The sequence below is a fragment of the Asanoa sp. NPDC050611 genome (assembly GCF_040654855.1).
Classification (GTDB): Bacteria; Actinomycetota; Actinomycetes; order Mycobacteriales; family Micromonosporaceae; genus Asanoa.
Genome location: NZ_JBFAIU010000141.1, coordinates 1 through 17,904, shown reverse-complemented (window position 1 = coordinate 17,904; position 17,904 = coordinate 1). Strand labels below are relative to the sequence as shown.

22 protein-coding genes are annotated in these 17,904 nt (G+C 72.6%); 11 read left to right on the top strand and 11 right to left on the bottom strand.

Features of this window, described 5'->3' with window-relative positions:
* Both AB0H87_RS21915 and AB0H87_RS21910 read left to right on the top strand, forming a co-directional pair.
* A partial coding sequence (locus AB0H87_RS21915) for a class I SAM-dependent methyltransferase (RefSeq protein ID WP_360148423.1) occupies positions 1 to 412 on the top strand: 412 nt, incomplete at its 5' end.
* Between the two features lie 23 nt (positions 413 to 435).
* Positions 436 to 1,374, top strand: a complete 939-nt coding sequence (locus tag AB0H87_RS21910) for a TAXI family TRAP transporter solute-binding subunit (protein ID WP_360148420.1) — start codon at positions 436 to 438, stop codon at positions 1,372 to 1,374.
* Between the two features lie 2 nt (positions 1,375 to 1,376).
* Here AB0H87_RS21910 and AB0H87_RS21905 read toward each other — a convergent pair whose 3' ends face one another.
* Together AB0H87_RS21905 and AB0H87_RS21900 are read right to left on the bottom strand one after the other, a co-directional pair.
* Positions 1,377 to 2,762, bottom strand: coding sequence for a HAMP domain-containing sensor histidine kinase (locus AB0H87_RS21905; RefSeq protein WP_360148417.1), 1,386 nt, complete (start codon positions 2,760 to 2,762; stop codon positions 1,377 to 1,379).
* A gap of 12 nt (positions 2,763 to 2,774) precedes the next feature.
* Positions 2,775 to 3,440, bottom strand: coding sequence for a response regulator transcription factor (locus tag AB0H87_RS21900; RefSeq protein WP_360148414.1), 666 nt, complete (start codon positions 3,438 to 3,440; stop codon positions 2,775 to 2,777).
* A gap of 145 nt (positions 3,441 to 3,585) precedes the next feature.
* Between AB0H87_RS21900 and AB0H87_RS21895 the strand changes: the two genes are divergently transcribed.
* Genes AB0H87_RS21895 through AB0H87_RS21885 form a run of 3 tightly spaced genes read left to right on the top strand, consistent with a single transcriptional unit; the run spans position 3,586 to position 6,594 of the window.
* Positions 3,586 to 4,602 carry a tripartite tricarboxylate transporter substrate-binding protein gene (locus tag AB0H87_RS21895; protein ID WP_360148411.1) on the top strand — a complete coding sequence of 339 codons (1,017 nt, stop codon included), beginning with the start codon at positions 3,586 to 3,588 and terminating at the stop codon, positions 4,600 to 4,602.
* 1 nt (position 4,603) lies between these two features.
* Entirely contained in the window at positions 4,604 to 5,065 is a 462-nt protein-coding gene (locus AB0H87_RS21890; protein WP_360148408.1) for a tripartite tricarboxylate transporter TctB family protein, read from the top strand.
* Positions 5,066 to 5,085: 20 nt separating this feature from the next.
* Positions 5,086 to 6,594: a tripartite tricarboxylate transporter permease gene (locus AB0H87_RS21885; RefSeq protein ID WP_360148405.1), complete on the top strand. Its 1,509-nt coding sequence runs from the start codon at positions 5,086 to 5,088 to the stop codon at positions 6,592 to 6,594.
* Positions 6,595 to 6,600: 6 nt separating this feature from the next.
* Here AB0H87_RS21885 and AB0H87_RS21880 read toward each other — a convergent pair whose 3' ends face one another.
* The 7 genes from AB0H87_RS21880 to sigJ all read right to left on the bottom strand — a co-directional run bounded on the left by AB0H87_RS21880 (position 6,601) and on the right by sigJ (position 12,288).
* Positions 6,601 to 7,971 (bottom strand): peroxidase family protein, encoded by a 1,371-nt coding sequence (locus AB0H87_RS21880; RefSeq protein WP_360148402.1) that lies wholly within the window; start codon positions 7,969 to 7,971, stop codon positions 6,601 to 6,603.
* On the bottom strand, positions 7,961 to 8,164 hold the full coding sequence (locus AB0H87_RS21875) for a hypothetical protein (protein ID WP_360148399.1): 204 nt from the start codon (positions 8,162 to 8,164) through the stop codon (positions 7,961 to 7,963). The genes AB0H87_RS21880 and AB0H87_RS21875 overlap by 11 nt, the downstream gene beginning before the upstream one ends.
* 20 nt (positions 8,165 to 8,184) lie before the next feature.
* Positions 8,185 to 8,940: an SDR family oxidoreductase gene (locus AB0H87_RS21870; RefSeq protein WP_360148396.1), complete on the bottom strand. Its 756-nt coding sequence runs from the start codon at positions 8,938 to 8,940 to the stop codon at positions 8,185 to 8,187.
* A 141-nt stretch (positions 8,941 to 9,081) separates the two neighbouring features.
* Positions 9,082 to 9,921, bottom strand: a complete 840-nt coding sequence (locus tag AB0H87_RS21865) for a helix-turn-helix transcriptional regulator (RefSeq protein WP_360148393.1) — start codon at positions 9,919 to 9,921, stop codon at positions 9,082 to 9,084.
* Positions 9,922 to 10,848, bottom strand: a complete 927-nt coding sequence (locus AB0H87_RS21860) for an SDR family oxidoreductase (protein WP_360148390.1) — start codon at positions 10,846 to 10,848, stop codon at positions 9,922 to 9,924.
* Between the two features lie 73 nt (positions 10,849 to 10,921).
* Positions 10,922 to 11,299: a siderophore-interacting protein gene (locus AB0H87_RS21855; RefSeq protein ID WP_360148387.1), complete on the bottom strand. Its 378-nt coding sequence runs from the start codon at positions 11,297 to 11,299 to the stop codon at positions 10,922 to 10,924.
* Between the two features lie 104 nt (positions 11,300 to 11,403).
* A complete protein-coding gene (gene sigJ / locus AB0H87_RS21850; protein ID WP_360148384.1) occupies positions 11,404 to 12,288 on the bottom strand; it encodes an RNA polymerase sigma factor SigJ in 885 nt (294 codons plus the stop codon).
* Between the two features lie 160 nt (positions 12,289 to 12,448).
* Here sigJ and AB0H87_RS21845 point away from each other — a divergent pair, with 160 nt between their 5' ends.
* The 6 genes from AB0H87_RS21845 to AB0H87_RS21820 all read left to right on the top strand — a co-directional run bounded on the left by AB0H87_RS21845 (position 12,449) and on the right by AB0H87_RS21820 (position 16,085).
* Positions 12,449 to 13,162, top strand: a complete 714-nt coding sequence (locus AB0H87_RS21845) for an alpha/beta hydrolase (protein ID WP_360148381.1) — start codon at positions 12,449 to 12,451, stop codon at positions 13,160 to 13,162.
* 86 nt (positions 13,163 to 13,248) lie between these two features.
* Entirely contained in the window at positions 13,249 to 13,866 is a 618-nt protein-coding gene (locus tag AB0H87_RS21840) for a TMEM175 family protein (RefSeq protein WP_360148378.1), read from the top strand.
* 54 nt (positions 13,867 to 13,920) lie between these two features.
* Positions 13,921 to 15,009, top strand: coding sequence for a hypothetical protein (locus AB0H87_RS21835; protein WP_360148375.1), 1,089 nt, complete (start codon positions 13,921 to 13,923; stop codon positions 15,007 to 15,009).
* On the top strand, positions 15,006 to 15,329 hold the full coding sequence (locus AB0H87_RS21830) for a hypothetical protein (protein WP_360148372.1): 324 nt from the start codon (positions 15,006 to 15,008) through the stop codon (positions 15,327 to 15,329). Before AB0H87_RS21835 ends, AB0H87_RS21830 begins: the two co-directional genes overlap by 4 nt.
* Positions 15,330 to 15,336: 7 nt before the next feature.
* Positions 15,337 to 15,714, top strand: coding sequence for a YbaB/EbfC family nucleoid-associated protein (locus tag AB0H87_RS21825; protein ID WP_360148369.1), 378 nt, complete (start codon positions 15,337 to 15,339; stop codon positions 15,712 to 15,714).
* Positions 15,715 to 15,719: 5 nt separating this feature from the next.
* Complete coding sequence (locus AB0H87_RS21820; protein WP_360148366.1) at positions 15,720 to 16,085, top strand: YbaB/EbfC family nucleoid-associated protein; 366 nt, start codon at positions 15,720 to 15,722, stop codon at positions 16,083 to 16,085.
* 699 nt (positions 16,086 to 16,784) lie between these two features.
* Here the strand turns inward: AB0H87_RS21820 and AB0H87_RS21815 are convergent.
* Both AB0H87_RS21815 and AB0H87_RS21810 read right to left on the bottom strand, forming a co-directional pair.
* Entirely contained in the window at positions 16,785 to 17,096 is a 312-nt protein-coding gene (locus tag AB0H87_RS21815; protein ID WP_360148363.1) for a hypothetical protein, read from the bottom strand.
* 73 nt (positions 17,097 to 17,169) lie between these two features.
* The coding region (locus AB0H87_RS21810; protein ID WP_360148360.1) for a glycosyltransferase at positions 17,170 to 17,904 on the bottom strand (735 nt) is incomplete at its 5' end.

The following is a 17,904-nucleotide window of genomic DNA, read 5'->3' as shown; positions in this document are numbered from 1 at the left end:
CCTGGCGATCGCCCGTGCGGAGAACCCCGGCGTCCGGTTCACCGAGGGTTCGATGCTCGCCCTGGACCAACCGGACGGCAGCCTCGCGGGGCTGCTCGCCAACTACTCGCTCATCCACATCCCGGACGAGGTGCTGCCGGAGGTGCTCGCCGGCTTCCACCGGGTCCTGCGCCCGCGCGGCTGGCTGTGGGTCGCGTTCCAGGTCGGCGACGAGCCCCGGCACCACACCGAGGGCTTCGGCCACGCGGTCGACCTGGTCTTCCGCCGGCGCCAGCCCGAGGCGGTGGCGGCGGCCCTGGAGGCGGCCGGCTTCGAGGTGCGGACCCGGCTGGTGCGGGCACCCGAGCCCGCCGAGCCGACCCCGAACGCCATCCTGGTTGCCCGCAAGCGCCCGGAGTCCGACCTCGACTGAGCCTGGTCGATATCATGTCCGGCATGGTGCGCCGCCGGACCCTGTTCCTGGCCGCCGGTGGGCTGCTCGCCGGTTGCTCCGGGCGGGGCGAGGTCGGCGACGTCGAGCTGCGCCTGGCCACCGGGCCGGCGGGCGCCGTCTACCGGCGGATCGGCGGCGCACTGGCCCGGCACATCACCGAGCAGGTGCCGGGCGCCCGGGTGACCACGGTGCCGAGCGGCGCGTCGACCGACAACATCCGGCTGCTGCGCGCGGGGGACGTCCACCTCGGACTGTCCAGTCTGGACGCCACCATCACCGGCGACGGCAGCGCGCCCGCGGGCATCTCGGCCGTCTGCCGGCTCTACGACAGCCACCTGCACCTCGTCGTGCTGGCCGGCTCGCCGATCGACGCGCTCACCGACCTCGCCGGCCGACGGGTCTCGCTCGGCGCGCACGACTCCGGCACGGAGTTCACCTCGCGCCGGGTGCTCGCGCTCGCCCGGGTGCGGGCCGACGGCCGCAGCCTGAGCCAGGCCGAGTCGGCGGCCGCGCTGGGAGCGGGCGCGATCGACGCGATGTTCTCGCTGACCGGCGTGCCGACGCCGGCCATCACGGACCTCGCCCAGCGCCAGCCGGTCCGGCTGATCCCGTTGGACGCGCAAGCCGACGCGCTGGTCGCCGCGTTCCCCGGCCCGTACGCGCCGGCCCGGATCCCACCGACCGCCTACGCCGGCGTCCCCGCGACCCCCACGGTCGCCGTGCCGAACGTGCTGCTGGCCCGCAACGACCTGGCCGAGGACCTGATCTACGCGATCACCGACACGATCTTCACGCACACGGGGGCGATCACCTCTGGCGAGCGCGACGCCGGCGAGGCGCTGCCCGAGGCGTGGCAGATCAACGTGCGCACCGGGATCTCCACGGCGTCGATCCCACTGCACCCGGGCGCGGCCGCCTGGTTCCGCGACCACAAGCGCTGAGGTCACACCCGCGGCAGCGTGACCACCGCGGCGAGCCCGTGGCCGGAGCCGTCCGGGCGCGGCAGGCCGTCGTCCAGGCGCAGCTCGCCGCCGGCGGCTTTGATCAGGTCGGCACAGATCGCCAGGCCCAGGCCGGTGCCGGGCACGTTCTGGTGCCGCGAGGACCGCCAGAACCGGCCCAGCGCCTTGGCCCGCTCGGCCGCCGGGATGCCCTGGCCGTCGTCGCGGACCGCGATGGTGACGACGTCGCCCGGCCGCGCGGAGACCTCCACCAGACGGGCGCCGGACAGCCGCAGCGCGTTGCTGATCAGCTCGTCCAGGATGCTGCCGAGCCCGCCCGGCGGCTCCAGCAGGCGCAGCCCCGGCGGCACGTCGACCGCCAGCGTCTGGCCGGCCGTCGCGGTCAGCGCCCGCCACCGGTCGACCCGGGTGGCCAGCACCGCGTCGAGGTCGACCGGGGACGCGGTGCGCATGCTCTCCATCCGCGCGCTGGCCTGCAGCGAGTTGAGCGTCCGCTGCATCGCCTTGAGCTCGTCGACCGCGACCTCGAACACCGGCTCGCCGTGCGGCGCCAGGTGCGGCCGCAGGCTCTCCACCGCCAACCGCAGGCTCGTCAGCGGGTTGCGCAGCTGGTGGGACGCGTCCGAGACGAACGCCCGCTGGCGCTGCACGGCGTTCTCCACCGCGTCCATCATCGTGTTGAACGATCCCATGAGCCGGCGCAGCTCGACCGGGCCGGCCTCGGCGTCGGCGCGGGTGGTCAGGTCGCCCTGCGAGATCCGCGCGGTCGCGGCGTCCAGCTCCCGCACCGGCCGCAGGACCCACGCGGACACCGGCCAGGCGACCGCCGCGAGCGCCAGCAGCGGCAGCAGCCCGAGGCCCGCGAGCCGGGCCCAGCGCAGCAGGATGCGCTCCCTGGTCTTCGACAGGTCGGAGATCGCCACGACGGCGCCGACCACCTCGCTGTCGCGGCCCACCGGCTCGGCGACGACGAGGGCCGAGTCGGCCCACGGCGCCCACTCGCCGGACGGCTCCGACCGCGCGCCGGCCAGGGCCGCGGTCACGATGCGGGGCAGGGCCGGCTGTGACCGGGCCGCCGCCTGGTACGCGCCGACCGGGCCGAGCAGCACCGTGCCCGCCGGGTCGATGAGCGCGACCGGGATGCCGTACAACTCGTGGTAGCGGGTCAGCTCCTGGCGCAGGGCCTCGGTGCGGCCGGTCGCCAGCGCGGTCTCGGCCAGCGAGGCGAAGCGGCCGACGTCGTTGAGCCGGTCGACGTAGGTCTCCTGCATCTCCCGCTCGGCGACCGTGACGCCCAGCGGCACGCCGAGCGCCGCGACGAGCAGCACGGCCAACGGCACCAGGACGACGAGCAGGCGGCGGTGCACGGCGCGGCCGTCTCAGCCGACCAGCCGGTAGCCGACCCCGTGGACCGTCCGGATCTCCACCCCCGGCCGGCTCACCTTGTGGCGCAGCGCCGCGATGTGGGTGTCGAGGGTGCGGCTCGACGTCTCCCAGGTCGCGCCCCAGATCTGGTCGAGGATCACGTCGCGTTCGACCACGTTGGGTGCCCGCCGGGCCAGCAGCAGGAGCAGGTCGAACTCCTTGCGGGTCAACGTCACCGGGGCGCCGTCGACGACCACCTCGCGGGTGCCGACGAGGATCCGCACCGGGCCCACGACGAGCGGCTCGGCCGGGTCCCCCTGGGCCCGGGCGGCCCGCGTGCGGCGCAGCACGGCGTCGATCCGGGCGAGCAGCTCCGGGACGCCGAACGGCTTGACGATGTAGTCGTCGGCGCCGGCCCGCAGGCCGCGCACCCGCTCGTGCTCCTCGGACCGCGCGGTCACGGCGATCACCGCCGTCTGTGGCCGGTCGCGCAGCTTGCGGATCACGTCGAGCCCGTCGCCGTCGGGCAGGCCCAGGTCGACGAGGACCACATCGGACGGTGCGGCGCGCACGGCCTCCGCCGCGGTGGCGAGGCGGAGCACCTCGAAGCCGGCCTGCGCCAGCACGGTCACCAGGCCACGCGCCACGCGGTCGTCGTCCTCGATGACGGTGATCCGCATACCGAATTGTAGGGCCGGGTCAAGGGGCGGGTGAGCCCACGAGTTCTTGGGATTTCTCTGACACCATCGGCGTCCGGCTCGGCCGAGACTGGTGGCCAATCCATCGACAGATTGACGTGCGTGCGTTGACAAGGAGGCCGCGATAATGAGATCGACCAGAGCCGCGACCGTCGCCGCGATCGGCGTGCTGTCGCTCCTCGCCGCCTGCTCCGACAACGGCGGTGGCGGTGGCACCACCGGCGGGGGCGCCGGCGGCAACTACCCCGACCAGAACATCACGTTCGTCGTGCCGTTCAGCGCGGGCGGCCCGACCGACACCGTGACCCGGATGCTCGCCGACCCGATGGCCAAGCACCTCAAGGGCAAGATCGTGGTGCAGAACGTCGAAGGCGCCGGCGGCACGGTCGGCGCGGGCGAGGTCGCGCGGGCCGAACCCGACGGCTACACGGTGCTGATGCACCACATCGGCATGTCCACGGCGCCGGCCCTCTACAAGGACCTCGGCTACAAGCCGCTCGAGGACTTCGAGATGGTCGGCCTCGTGACCGAGGTGCCGATGACGATCGTCGCGCGCAAGGACTTCCCGCCCGCCACGATGGCGGACCTGGTCACCTACGTGAAGGAGAACGCGGGCAAGGTCACGCTGGCCAACGCCGGCATCGGCGCCGCCTCGCACCTGTGCGGGCTGCTGTTCCAGACCGCGCTCGGCGTCAAGCTGCAGGAGGTCCCGTACGAGGGCACCGGTCCCGCGCTGACGGACCTCGTCGGCGGGCAGGTCGACTTCATGTGCGACCAGACCACCAACACCAGCGGGCAGATCTCCGCGGGCAAGGTCAAGGCGTACGCGGTGACCACGCCGGAGCGGGTGAAGAGCCTGCCCGACCTGCCCACCACGGCCGAGAGCGGGCTGTCGAACCTGCAGGTCGGCGTCTGGCACGGGCTCTACGTGCCGAAGGGCACGCCGCCGGAGGTCGTCCAGAAGCTGACCGAGGCGCTCAAGGTGGCGCTGGCGGACCAGGCCGTGATCGACCAGATGGCCAAGCTCGGCACCGCGCCGGTCCCGGCCGACGACGCGACGCCCGAGGCGCACCGGGCCAAGCTCGAGGAGCAGCTCGCCACCTGGGCGAAGGTGATCGCCGACGCCGGGGTCAAGGCCGGCTGACGTGGAGCGCCGCCGGTCCTTCCCGGACGTTCTCGCCGGGAGCATCTTCGTACTGATCGGTGGCGCGTTCGTGGTGGGGTCGCTCAGCTACTCGCTGGGCACCCCGCTGCGGATGGGCCCCGGCTACTTCCCACTGCTGGTGGGCGGGATCATGGCCGCGCTCGGCCTGGCGATCGTCGTCAAGGGCCTGGTCGCCGGCGAGGTGATCGAGTTCGGTGCCATACCCTGGCGCGCCGTCGCCGCCCTCACGGTCGCGGTGGTGTTCTTCGGGTTCACCGTGCGGCGCCTCGGCTTCGTGCCCACGTCGCTGGTGGCCGCCTTCCTCACCACGCTGGCCAGCCAGCGGGTCCGGCTGCTCACGGCGCTGGCCGTGGCCGCCGGCCTGACCGTGGCCAGCACGCTCATCTTCGTCGTCGGACTCCAGCTGCGGATCCCGTTGTGGGGCCCCTGGCTCGGCTTCTGACGCGGCACCCGGATTGAGGCATGGAACTTCTCGACAACCTCGCGCTGGGCTTCTCGACCGCCTTCCTGGTCCAGAACGTCCTCTACTGCTTCGTGGGCGTGCTGCTGGGCACGGCGGTCGGCGTGCTGCCCGGCATCGGCCCGACGGCGACGGTGGCCATGCTGCTGCCGATCACCTTCAGCTTCGAGCCCGTGACCGCGCTGATCATGCTCGCCGGCATCTACTACGGCGCACAGTACGGCGGCTCGACCACCGCCATCCTGATCAACCTGCCCGGTGAGTCGTCGGCGGCGGTGACGGCGCTCGACGGCCACGAGATGGCGCGCCAGGGCCGGGCGGGTCCTGCCCTGGCCGCCGCCGCGATCGGCTCGTTCTTCGCGGGCACGGTCGCGACGGTCGCGCTCGCCGTCGCGGCACCGCCGCTGGCCGACATCGCGCTGAAGTTCGGCCCGGCCGAGTACTTCTCGCTCGTGCTGCTCGGCCTGATCGTGTCGATCGCGCTGGCCCGCGGCTCGGCCCTCAAGGCGCTGGCGATGATCGCGCTCGGCATCCTGTTCGGCACGGTCGGCCAGGACATCTACACCGGCACGCCGCGGTTCGTGTTCGAGCAGCGGGAGCTCTACGGCGGCATCGACTTCGTGTCGGTCGCGGTGGGCATGTTCGGCGTCGCGGAGATCCTGCGCAACCTGGAGAACGAGCACACGCGGACGGCCATCGTCGGCAAGGTGAAGAACCTGTGGCCGACGGCGGAGGACCGGCGCCGGATCGTCGGCCCGATCCTGCGGGGCACGGGCCTCGGCGCCGCGCTCGGCGTGCTGCCCGGCGGTGGGCACGTGCTCGCGTCGTTCACCTCGTACGCCGTCGAGAAGCGCATCTCCAGGCGCAAGCAGGAGTTCGGCCGCGGCGCGATCGAGGGCGTCGCCGGCCCGGAGTCGGCGAACAACGCGGCCGCGCAGACGTCGTTCATCCCGCTGCTCACGCTGGGCCTGCCCGCGCACCCGGTGATGGCGCTGATGGTCGGCGCGTTCATCGTGCACGGCATCACGCCGGGCCCGAACGTGATCACGGACGAGCCGGCCCTGTTCTGGGGCCTGATCGCCTCGATGTGGATCGGCAACGTGCTGCTCGTGCTGCTGAACCTGCCGCTGATCGGGATGTGGGTGCGGATGCTGCGCATCCCGTACGCCGTGCTGTTCCCGATGATCATCCTGTTCGCGGCGATCGGCACGTACTCGCTGAGCTTCAACGCGTTCGACGTCTACGCGATCGCCTTCTTCGGCATCCTGGGCTACATCCTGATCAAGTGCGGGTGCGAGCCGGCACCGCTGCTGCTCGGCTTCGTGCTCGGCCCACTGCTGGAGGAGAACCTGCGCCGCGCCCTGATCATCTCGCGCGGCGACGCCACGGTCTTCTTCACCCGCCCGATCTCCGCGGCCCTGCTGGCGGTGGCCGTGATCGCCCTCGCCGTCGCCGTCCTCCCGACGATCAGCCGGCGCCGCGAGGAGGTGTTCGCCGAGGAGGAGGGCTAGGCCGTCCTACGCCCCCAGCATCAGGAGGTCGGAGAACTCGTAGGTCGGGCCCGCGGCTGGCAGGTGCGGCTGCCAGTCCGGGTCCCGGCTCAGGTAGCTCGACCGGTCCGCGCGCAACAGTCCGATCAGGACCTCCGCCACGATCCGGCCGCCGACCGGGCCCAGCCGGTCGCCGTTGCCGCGGTGCTCGGCCTCCTTGAGGATGTAGAACCACAGCGGCGTGCCGGTCGGCCAGTCGTGCGCCAGCTCCTCGTCGCTCAGCGCCGGCTCGCCCAGCAGCTCCGCGACCTCCTCGCCGCTCGGCAGGCCGGTGGTCTCGCCGCGGAGCAGGTCGCGCACGGCGAGCGAGCGGTAGGCCGCCGCGTCGACCGCGCCGGTGACCTGCTCCGGCAGGCCGATCAGGCTCGCGGCCAGCCGGCCGTCGAGGCGCTTGGCCCGCTGGGCCGGCGGGTGGCCCGGCACGTCGAAGATGCGGGTGAGGTCGAGGCGCCGGTCCGCGGGCAGCGGGCCGAAGCCGACCAGGTCCGGGAAGAGCGGCACCGCGGGGCCGCCCACGACGAGCTGGTAGGTGTGCCGGATCTGCCCGTGGCCGTAGCGGTAGGCCGCGTCCGCGAACTCCAGCGGGATGTACGCCTGCCCGTGCCGGGGCTTGAACCACCGCCCGTGGTCGCGGAGCACCTCCTCGACCAGCGGGGCGCCGACGAGGCGCGGCAGGAAGTCGTGCACCACGATCCACTGGTAGTGGGCCGTGAGCGTGTTCCGCGCGGTGTCGAAGACCTCGCCCTCCGGGACGCCCTTCTCCCGCAGCAGGTCGACGATCGCGTTGTGCGCCCGCAGCAGCGCCACGTGCAGGCTCAGCGCGAACAGGTGCACGTCGTTGCGGGGGTCGCCGATCAGCGCGACACCCTGCTGGTTGCGCGGCACGTCGCCGCCGTCCGGGCCGAGCAGGAACTTGGCCGGGTCGTTGACGTCGAACAGGAACGCCGAGCCGATCGGGCCGTCCGAGTAGAGGATCTCCAGGTTGAGCATCGGCGCGCGGGCGTTGCGCAGCGCCTCGGTGGCCACGCCGCCGCTGATCGGCGACCGGTCGGCGGTGATGTCGTGCGCGATGAGCTGGCCGAAGAACGGCCAGCCGGCGGCCTCGGTGGCGTCGTCGCCGTCGGCGTTCAGCTCGTCCAGCGCGGCGGCCGCGTCGCAGACGCCGCCGTCGCTGCCCGCCCGCATCAGCACGTGCGGGTCGGAGGCCAGCGGATCGAGGTCCCGGAACATGCGGCCGTAGCGGGCCGGCCCGGTGGGCCGGTCCACCGCCCGGGCGGGGCCCAGGCAGTGGTCGCGGGCCACCGCGTGGCTGCCGTGCCGATGGTGCTCAGCCGGCATGGTCACCGCCGCCTTCCAGTGCCTCGACGGCCCCGAGCAGGCTGCGCAGGCCCGCCTCCTCGCGCTGCGCGTCCGCGGGGTCGAAGACCCACTCGTCGATCGGTTGGTCCACCGGCCGGCCGGCCTCCGCCTCGGTCAGCTCGGCCTGGACGGTGGTCTCGAGCTGGTGCAGGAAGGCGCTCTCGTCGGTCATTCTCGTTCTCTCCGTCTTGGTCAGTGCCGGGAGCCGTCGCGGCCCGGCCATTCGAAAAACTTGATCTCGCCCAACGTCGCGCCGTTGCCCGGCAGCAGCGTCCGCTCGCCCAGCTCGGCGCCGAAGTACTTCGCGTCCGGGTCCGAGACGACGGTCCGCTTGTCGCCGCGCAGCGGGAGCGCGTCGCGGAAGAACTCGTCCATCCGGTACTGCTCGGGCCCGGCGACCTCGACCGTCGCGTTGAGCGGCGCGGCCAGCGCGGCCTTGACGACGGCGTCGGCGACGTCCTCGCTCGCCATCGGCTGGAACAGCACCGGCGCGAACCGGACCCGGTCGCCGTCGGCGCCCGCGTTGGCCATGCTGGTGACGAACTCGAAGAACTGCGTCGCGTGCAGCAGCGAGTACGGCGTCTTCGCGTCCTTGATGAGCTCCTCCTGCGCCTGCTTCGCGCGGAAGTAGCCGCTCTCCTGCAGCCGCTCCGTGCCGACCACCGACAGCGCGACGTGGTGGCCGACGCCGGCCGCCTCCTCGGCCGTGCCGATGTTGCCCGTGGAGGTCTGGAAGAAGTCCATGACCGCGGCGTCGTCGAAGGACGGCGAGTTGGACACGTCGACGACGACGTCCGCGCCGGCCAGCGCTTCGGCGAGTCCCTCACCGGTGATGGTGTTGACGCCCGTGTTCGGTGCGGCCGCCACGGCGTCGTGGCCGTGCTCGCCGAGCTTCGACACGACCTTCGACCCGATCAGGCCGGTCCCGCCGATAACCACGATCTTCATGACATACCTCCTGTACGCGAAGACGTCCGGGTACCAGCTATGACAGGACAGCCGTCCGGCCTGTGACAGCTCGTTGGAGAAAAAATGTCGCCCTAATTCGTGCGGCAACCTCAGCGGGCACTTGCTCACCGGTGGTACCGCTCAGGCGTAGATCCGCTGCCCGCCGATGACGTCGAGCAGGCGCAGCTTCTCCGCGCTCTCCGTGCCCGGCGCGGCCGTGTGCACCACGAGCTGCTGCGACTGGTCCGGGTCGACGAGGCGCTGGCAGTGCAGCTCGAGCAGGCCCACCTGCGGGTGCGCATAGCGCACCGGGCCGCAGTACGGCCCGGCGACCGGGTGCTCCCGCCACAGCGCCGCGAACTCCGGGCTGCGGGCCAGCAGCTCGTCGACGACGGCGCCGGCGCGGGAGGCGCGGCCGTCCCGGGTGTACGAGGCGTGCAGGTCCGCGGCGATCAGCCGGCTCTGCTCCGCCCGGTCCGCCTCCGGGTAGATGAGCCGGGTCGCGGGGTCGGTGAACCAGCGGTAGTGCTTGCTGCGGGCCAAGCCGGTGTGCACGCTCTCGTCGCCCACGAGCGCCACGGACAGCCGGGTCTGCAGCAGCGTCTCGCCGAGGTGCGAGACCACCTGCGCGGCGGCGTCGGCCAGCCCGTCGAAGATCCGCAACATGCCGGGGTTGACGTGGCCGGTGTCGGCCGCGCGCGCCGGGGTCGCGTACCCCGCCAGCCGGAACAGGTGGTCCCGCTCCTCCAGCGAGAGCCGCAGGCCTCGGGCGATCGCGGCGAGCATCTGTTCGGAGGGGTGCGGACCGCGCGGCTGCTCCAGGCGGGTGTAGTAGTCGATCGACATGTCGCTCAGCACCGCCACCTCCTCGCGGCGCAGCCCCTTGGTGCGGCGCCGCCGCCCGCGCGGGAGTCCCACGTCCTCGGGCTGCACCGCCTCCCGCCGCGTGCGCAGGTACTCGGCCAGTCGCGCGCGGTCCATCTAGCTCACCGTCGACAGCTCGACACCGGCGAGTCCGACGGTGTAGTCCCACAGCCGCGCGGCCTCGGCCTCGTCCCGCGCGGGCTTGTAGACGGCCAGCTCCGTCGGCGCGCCGCGGAACTCGCCGAACCCGTCCGGGCCGTAGAGGCGGCCGCCCTGCGCCTGCGGGCTCGTCGCGGCGTACACGATCGGCAGTGTGCCCTGCTCCACGCCGTGCACGAACAGGCCCAGCCGGTGCAGGCGGCGCATGATGGCCTCGTGCGGTGCGGGCCGCTCGCGTCCCATGTTGGGGCCGGCCTGGTAGAGACCGGTCAGCGTCGTGCCGGGATGGGCCGCGTTGCTCACGATGCCCCAGTCGCCCGCCCGGCTGCGCCGGTCGAGCTCGAGCGCGAACATGAGGTTCGCCAACTTCGACTGGTTGTACGCGCGGACGGGCGCGTACTTCCGCTCGCTCTGCGGGTCGGCCCAGTTCAACTTCGCGTGGCGGGCCGCGGCGCTGGTCACGGTCGTGACCCGGGCGGCGCCGGCGCGCAGCAGGGGCAGCAGCCCGAAGGTCAGCGCGGCGTGCCCGACGTAGTTCGTGCCGAACTGCAGCTCCAGGCCGTCCGCGGTGGTGTGCCGGGTGGCGGGTGCCATCACGCCGGCGTTGTTCACCAGGATCTCGATCGGCCGGGCCTCGGCGTTCAGCTGGTCGGCCAGTGCCGAGACCGAGACCAGCGACGCGAGGTCCAGCGTGCGCACCGAGACGTGGGCGTCGGGCACCCGCTCGCGGATGCGGTCGAGCGCCGCCATGCCCTTCGCGGCGTCGCGGACGCCGAGCAGCACCTCCGCGCCGCCCGCGGCCAGGTGGGTCGCCACGCCCAGGCCGATGCCGCCGCTCGCGCCGGTCACCAGTGCGAGCCGGCCGGTCAGGTTCTCGTTGTTCACCACAGCTCCTTCGTTTTCCTCCACGCTGCCGCGATCCGCTCCGCCGAACCATGTGCCGCTGGTACAAGGCTGGTCAGCGCCGGTGCCAGCGGCGCAGCTTGGCCGGGCTGAGCACGATCCACAGGAAGACCATCCCGGTGTCGGCCACCTTGACGGCGACCACCGCGACCGCCCGGCCGTCCCGGCGCAGCGCGAGGCCGGCACGGCCGTTGACGGACTCGATCGTCAGCTCGGCGTCCGGTCGATCGGGGTCGGTTTCGCAGAGCAGGCGGTGGAGCAGCCGGGCGACGGCGGCCGTGCCGACGACCGGGCCCGGCTCGGCCGGGACCAGCCCACCGCCGTCGCACACGGCGACGGCGCCGGCGTCCAGCGCGGCGCGCAGCCCGGCGACGTCGCTCTCCCGGCAGGCCCCGACGAGCCTGCGGACGAGCTCGTCATGCCGGTCGAGCATGCTCGAACCGGACAAGAAGGCTGTCATGGGTACGCATGCCGTCCTCGATCTGCTGGTGGTCGCCAGCTAGGACCGGGTAGGGCGGTGTTTTGTGACGCCTCTGCTCAGGCGATGGCGGTGTTCTTGTCCGGGTTGACCATCCACAGCACCTGGTCGATCCCGTCGGCCGAGGCGCTGATCGTGACGAGGCCGTAGACCGTGCCGTCGTGCTGCCGGAGCACGGCCGAGGCCTGGCCGTTCGTGGTCGCGAACTCGACGGTGACGCCGCCCCAGAACCAGGACATCGCCTGCAGGAACTGCGCCACGCGCCGCGCGCCGATCACGATCTTGCGGGCCACCTGCTTGCGGCCGTTGCCGTCGGACCAACTGGTCACGTCCGGCGCGAAGAGCTTCTCCAGCGCCGCCATGTCGCCGGTGCGGGCGGCGGCGACGAACGAGGTGAGCAGCTCCCGCTGCTTCTCGGCGTCGACCGGCGTGCGCTTGTCGCTGGTGACCGCCTTGCGGGCCCGGCTGACGAGCTGGCGCACCGCGGGCTCGGTCGAGTGCAGGATGTCGGCGATCTGGCCATACGGGTAGTCGAAGGCCTCGCGCAGCACATAAGCGGCGCGCTCGTTCGGCGTGAGCTTCTCCATCAGCATCAGCGCCGCGAACTCCAGTGCCTCGCCGCGCTCGGCGCCCAGGTAGGGGTCGTTGCTGGTGTCGACGGGTTCGGGCAGCCACGGCCCGACGTACGTCTCGCGCCGGGACCGGGCCGACTGGAGCACGTTGATCGCCAGGCGGGTCGTGGTCGTCGCGAGGAAGGCGGCCGGGTTCTCGACCTTCGTGCGGTCCGTGGTCTGCCAGCGCAGCCACACGTCCTGCACCAGGTCCTCGGCCTCGGTCGCGCTGCTGAGCATGCGGTACGCGATCCCGAAGAGGCGGGGGCGGACGCTGGTGAAAACCGCGGCGGCCTGGTCGAGGTCGTCCGCGCGCACCTGGTCAGCGCTCACTATCGCCCCCGTCCGCTCGTGACACCCCCATCCTTCTTCGGACACCGCGCGAATACCAATGCCCAGTGATGTTGGCAACCCCGACGCGGCTGTCACAGATCCGGGGCCTGCCCTGTCTGAGCTGGCTGACGGCACCACCACCCCACGACGGGAGAAACCCATGAAGCCGACGGTAGTCCTGGTGCACGGCGCGTTCGCCGAGTCCGCGAGCTGGAACGGGGTCGTTTCACGGCTCCGGGCGGAGTCCGTTCCGGTGGTCGCGGTCGCCAACCCGCTGCGCAGCGTCGACGGTGACGCCGCCTACCTGCGGGACGTGCTCGCCTCGATCGAGGGGCCCGTGGTGCTGGTCGGGCACTCGTACGGCGGATTCGTGATCACCGAGGCCGCCGCCGGCAGCGGCCAGGTCGCCGGGCTGGTCTACGTGTGCGCGTTCGCCCCCGAGCAGGGCGAGTCCGCGTTCGAGCTGTCCAACAAGTTCCCGGGTGGGACCCTGGGCGCGGCGCTGACCGCGTACCCGGTCAGCAGCGGTGGCAACGAGCTCGCCATCCGGCCCGATGCCTTCCACCACCAGTTCGCCGCGGACGTGTCCGACTCCGAGGCCGCGGTGATGAGCGCGACCCAGCGGCCGGTCACCGAGGCGGCGCTGACGGGTCCGCTGCCGACCGCGACGCCGGCGTGGCAGTCGATCCCGTCGTGGTTCGTGTTCAGCGACCAGGACCTCAACATCCCGGTCGAGCTGCACCGGTTCATGGCGGCGCGGGCCGGGGCCAAGGGCGTCCAGGAGGTGGCCGGCGCGTCGCACGCGCTGAGCGTCTCGCAGCCGGAGGCCGTGACCGCGTCGATCCTCGAGGCCTTGGCCGCCGTCTCGGCCTGAGCCTCCCTGATCCGGGTGAGGCCCGCTTCCCCCCGCGGGCCTCACCCCCTCCCCTCGGTCTCCCTTGGCGAAAGGCGGTTTGTCCGGTGCGGACCAGTCGGCTGGAAGCGTTCAGCGACGGCGTACTCGCGATCATCATCACGATCATGGTGTTGGAACTGGCGGTTCCCGAAGGTCATGACCTGTCCGCGCTCGTGCACGAGACCGGCGTCGGGCTGCTGACCTACCTGCTGAGCTTCGTCTACGTCGGCATCTACTGGAACAACCACCACCACATGTTCCACCTGGTCCAGCGGATCAACGGCGGTGTGCTGTGGGCGAACCTGGCGCTGCTGTTCTCCCTGTCGCTGTTCCCGTTCACCACGGCCTGGGTGGACGAGAGCCGGTTCGCGCAGACGCCGGTCGTGGTCTACGGACTGAACCTGTTGGCCGCGTCCGCCGCGTACCTCGTGCTGCAGAAGGTGATCATCAGCCAGGAGGGTCCGTCGTCGCCGCTGCACGCCGCCATCGGGTCCGACGTGAAGGGCAAGGTCTCCACCGCCCTGTATCTCGGTGGCGTCCTTTGTGCAGTGTTGATCTCGGATTCCGGGCCGTGGATCGCCGTCGGGTGCTTCGTTTCCGCGGCGGTGCTGTGGATCGTCCCGGACCGCCGCATCGACCGGGCGGTGCGCGAGGTCTCCGTCGGCGACGGGGCGTCGCGGTAGGAGCGCCGATGGTAGCGTCCAGCGCTGCTGGGGTTACCTGCTGTGGGGAGCGCTGTGGGCACATCCGTCGAGACGCAGACCCTGCGCGGTGCGGCGCGGGCCTATCTGGAGTTCGGCCGGCAGCTCCACGAGGACGTCGGCGCCGCGCTGCCGCGGTGCTCGATCCCGAGCACCGCGATCCCGACCCCGGACGGTGGATTCACCGCGACCTACGGCGCCGCGTACACGGCCGTCGACCTCGGGGCCCGGGCCTGTGCCGACGTGTTCACCGCCGTGGGCAACGCACTGATCCGGGTGGCCAACCACTACGAGGACCAGGAAGCCGAGAACACGAAGCTGTTCGGTGGCCGACCGATCGCGGCACCGGCGTTCCCCGCGCCGCGCGAGATGTCGACCGCGCCGAGCGGTGCCGAGGTGGGGCGGTTCGTCGCGGCCGAGGCCGGGATCATCCTCACCCTGGAGATCGCCACGTACCGGCTGATGGTGGCCGCCGCCGCCATTCCGGCGCTGTTCGTGCACTTCGCCGGCATCGCCGCGCTGGCCCTGCTCAAGGACCCGCTCCCCTACTTCGACGCCGCCGGCGGCTGGGGCTCGCTCGAGGAGCATCTGGCACTCGCCGGCGCGCAGGTCCTGCCGCTCGCGGAGCGGGTCGTCAACGAGGCGAAATGGGAAGGCGCCGGCGCCGACGCGTTCCTCAACTTCGTCTCCAACCAGTTCGACCCGGCCGTCAACCAGCTCTCGGCGCTGGTCAGCGAGCTGAAGAACCAGTGCGTCACGATGGGCGTGGTGATGTCGGCCGCCGACATCAGCTACCTCATCGGCACCTCGCTGATCACCACGGGCCTGGTCGTCGCGGCCGGCAACCCCGAGCCGGGCACGCGACTGGCCGCGGGTTGGGGGTTCGCCACGCAGTACGTGCTGGAGGTCGGCGCGCTGGTCGTCGAGATCGCCGGCACCGCGGCCGCGGTCGCCCTGACCAACGGCGGCATCACCACGGAGACGGCGAAGCTCAACGGCTACTTCGGCACGGAGAGCAGGGAGCTGGCCGTCAACTCGGCGGCCCTGACTCCGCAACGGATGACCGAGATACAGACGTGGGAGCGCGGCGGCTGGACCAACGCGCGGGTTCCGGACCCGGCATGAGCGACACGACCGACTTCATGGCCCAGCGCCGGCGGGCGCTGGCGAAGCTGTTCACGTTGCTGGGGCTGGGCTTCGCGGCCTCGTGCTTCTCCGCTTACCTGCTGGTCGGCCCGTCCGTGGTGGCCGGCTGGATCGTGGGCCTCGCCGGGCTGGGCCTGGTCGTCGCCGCCGTGGTCGGCTTCCACCGTTTCCCGACACGGGAGCACTACGCGCGTTACCGGCCGGGCGAGCTCGGCAGCACCCGCGGCCTGGCCTGGTCGCTGGCGTTCATGTCGCAGTTGCCGTTCGTGATCGCGCTGACCGTCCTGATTGACCGGTGAGGCAGCCGTGCGGGATTTCATCGAGCAGTATCTGTCGACGAGCGAGCGCTACTACCGCAGCGACGCCGGGCCGGAGCGGATGCGGGCCGCCGCGGTCGAGTTCCAGGCCGGCCTGCGGGAGCTGATGAGCCGGACGGTGACCGGGACGGATCCTTCCGGGTACGTGGCGGCGACCGTCTCCCTGGGTGGCAAGCTTTCGCGGACGTACATCTCGCCGCACGCCGTGCGCGACCTCTCGGCGCCGGAACTCGGCGAGGCGTGCCGTGCGGCGGTCGCGGCGGCTCGGACGACGGCTGCGGAGACGTTCCAGGCCGCGGTGGGCGAGTTCCCGGAGCGTCTGACGGACCTCGACCCCGCGGAGCTGGTCCGCCGGAGGAAGGTGTGACCGCGATGCCTGACCCGTACGCCCTGGCGGAGGCGGTCCGCGGCCTGGTCGCGGACCCGGCGGCGCTGCAGGACCGGATCCGCACGGTCGTCGAGGCGGTGACCCAGGAGACGTTCACGGGCACGGCCCTGAGCGGCGGTGTGGTGGCCACAGTGGATGGTCTGGGCGCGCTCCGCTCGATCGAGATCGCCCCGGCGACGAAGCGGCGGACGGACAACCTGACGCTGGGCGACGCGGTCACGGCGGCGGTGGCGGACGCGGAACGCACGGCCCGCACGACGCTGGCGACCCGGGTGGCGGAGGTGGCGCTCGCGGACCGCCTCGGCGGGGCGCTGACGGCGGAGCAACTGCGCCGCTTCATCCCGGAGTAGGCCGGCATGCCGCCGCTCCCCGCCAGCCTCCTGGGCTGAACGCGGTGGCTACGCACGTCCTGGTGGCCGCCGGTGATTCGCTGACCAAGCGGTACGTGTCCTGGCAGCGCGGCGAGCACCTGCGGGAATGGGCCGCGTTGCGGCAGGTCCACCGCCACGCCCCAGGCCTGGCGCCGCGCCCCATCTCGGCCGACCTGGCCGCGCGGCCACCGACCATCACCATGTCCAGGCTGCCTGGCGAGCCGCTCACGGACCCGCCGTCGACGGCCCAGGTGACGGGAGTGGTGGCGGCCGTGCGGACGCTGTGGCTGGTGCCGCCCGCGGACGCGCCGATCGGCCGGTGGTCGAACGACCTGGCCTTCGGCCGGCGCCTGACCGCGGGACCACGCCCGGATGCCGGAGTGGCGGCAGCCGCGTGGGCCGCGGCGCGGCGTTGGTGGCAGGGTCCGGACCCATCGGTGCTGGCCGTGCGGCCGGCCACCCTCGTGCTGGGCCACCGAAGTCGCCCTGATGGCCGAGCACCTCTCCTGGCGAGGCTTCGACCCGGGCTCCCTGTGCGCACACTTCGACGTCGACGGGCACCGCCTACGCGCGTCCCGCCGCGTATGGGCCATGTACTGGCTGTCGCTCCTGATCCCCGGCGGACCCGCCGCCCGCCGTAACCCACCAGGAACAGCGGAGGCCCAAGCCACCCGCCTCCTAGCGCTGCTCGAGGACTGACGACCCCGGCTCGGTGTCGAGATGGAACCAGACGGTCGCCGCCGGAATCTCCGCGGCGACCCGCCTCGCCAGGCGACGCCCCTCCGCCGCATGGGCCGTATGCTCGCCGGCCGAGACAGGCCGGCTGTCGTTGGGATCGGCGATATTCACCATCGACTCAGACCATTGCCGCCATGCGGCAAGCCGCCCGACAAGGCTCGGCGTCAGGCCGAGCTCGGCCGGGTCGCGCGGGAGGAAGACCTCGCCACCGTCGTCCCGCACCCACAACGGCTCGCAGCCGTAGTCGTCCATGACTTTGACCAACATCACACCAGCGACCTCGCTGCTCGTCGGGCTGGGTCAGCGAGCCGGGCGTGCCGACGCGTCAAGGGGTCAGGAGCGCGCGCATGCGGGTGGCCTGGGTTTGCCAGCGCCAGTCGCGTTCCACCCAGGCCCGGCCCGCCGTGCCCATGCGGTGGGCCAGGTCGCGGTCCGACAGGAGCGTGGACACGCGGTCCGCGATCTGCGTGATGTCGCGGCCGTCCACGACGTAGCCTGTCTCGCCCTCGCGGACCGCGTCGGGGGCGCCGCCCGAGTCGCCCGCCACCACCGGGAGGCCGGTCGCCGAGGCCTCCAGATAGACGATGCCCAGGCCCTCCACGTCGAGGCCGCGGCCGCGGGTGCGGCAGGGCATCGCGAAGACGTCGCCCGCCGCGTAGTGCGCCGGGAGTTCCTCCCACGGGACGCCGCGGGTGAAGACCACGTGGTCGGCGACGCCGACCGAGGCCGCCAGGCGGCGTAGGCGGTCGTAGTTGGGGCCGCCGCTGACGAGCAGCAGCAGCGCGTCCGGGACCGCGGCACGGATCGCGGGCATCGCGCGGATCAGGGCGTCCTGGCCCTTGCGGGGGACGAGCCGGGACACGCAGACCACGACCGGGCGGTCGCCGATGCCGTAGCGGTCGCGGACCGCCTGGCCGTCGACGCCCGGGTGGAACGCGTCGACGTCGACGCCCGGCGCCAGCCGGCGCAGCTCGGTCAGGTCGTGCAGCGCGCGTTCCTGGCCCACATCCGCAACGAGACCAAGGCGGGCCGCGAGACGCCGGCGGACTGGAGCAGGATC

Bases quoted from the DNA above. Each gene is read 5' to 3' on its own strand.
- AB0H87_RS21910 (WP_360148420.1), top strand. From the start codon at position 436: ATGGTGCGCCGCCGGACCCTGTTCCTGGCCGCCGGTGGGCTGCTCGCC.
- AB0H87_RS21900 (WP_360148414.1), bottom strand. From the start codon at position 3,440: ATGCGGATCACCGTCATCGAGGACGACGACCGCGTGGCGCGTGGCCTG.
- AB0H87_RS21895 (WP_360148411.1), top strand. From the start codon at position 3,586: ATGAGATCGACCAGAGCCGCGACCGTCGCCGCGATCGGCGTGCTGTCG.
- AB0H87_RS21885 (WP_360148405.1), top strand. From the start codon at position 5,086: ATGGAACTTCTCGACAACCTCGCGCTGGGCTTCTCGACCGCCTTCCTG.
- AB0H87_RS21880 (WP_360148402.1), bottom strand. From the start codon at position 7,971: ATGCCGGCTGAGCACCATCGGCACGGCAGCCACGCGGTGGCCCGCGAC.
- AB0H87_RS21875 (WP_360148399.1), bottom strand. From the start codon at position 8,164: ATGACCGACGAGAGCGCCTTCCTGCACCAGCTCGAGACCACCGTCCAG.
- AB0H87_RS21870 (WP_360148396.1), bottom strand. From the start codon at position 8,940: ATGAAGATCGTGGTTATCGGCGGGACCGGCCTGATCGGGTCGAAGGTC.
- AB0H87_RS21865 (WP_360148393.1), bottom strand. From the start codon at position 9,921: ATGGACCGCGCGCGACTGGCCGAGTACCTGCGCACGCGGCGGGAGGCG.
- AB0H87_RS21855 (WP_360148387.1), bottom strand. From the start codon at position 11,299: ATGCTCGACCGGCATGACGAGCTCGTCCGCAGGCTCGTCGGGGCCTGC.
- AB0H87_RS21845 (WP_360148381.1), top strand. From the start codon at position 12,449: ATGAAGCCGACGGTAGTCCTGGTGCACGGCGCGTTCGCCGAGTCCGCG.
- AB0H87_RS21830 (WP_360148372.1), top strand. From the start codon at position 15,006: ATGAGCGACACGACCGACTTCATGGCCCAGCGCCGGCGGGCGCTGGCG.
- AB0H87_RS21820 (WP_360148366.1), top strand. From the start codon at position 15,720: ATGCCTGACCCGTACGCCCTGGCGGAGGCGGTCCGCGGCCTGGTCGCG.
- AB0H87_RS21815 (WP_360148363.1), bottom strand. From the start codon at position 17,096: ATGGACGACTACGGCTGCGAGCCGTTGTGGGTGCGGGACGACGGTGGC.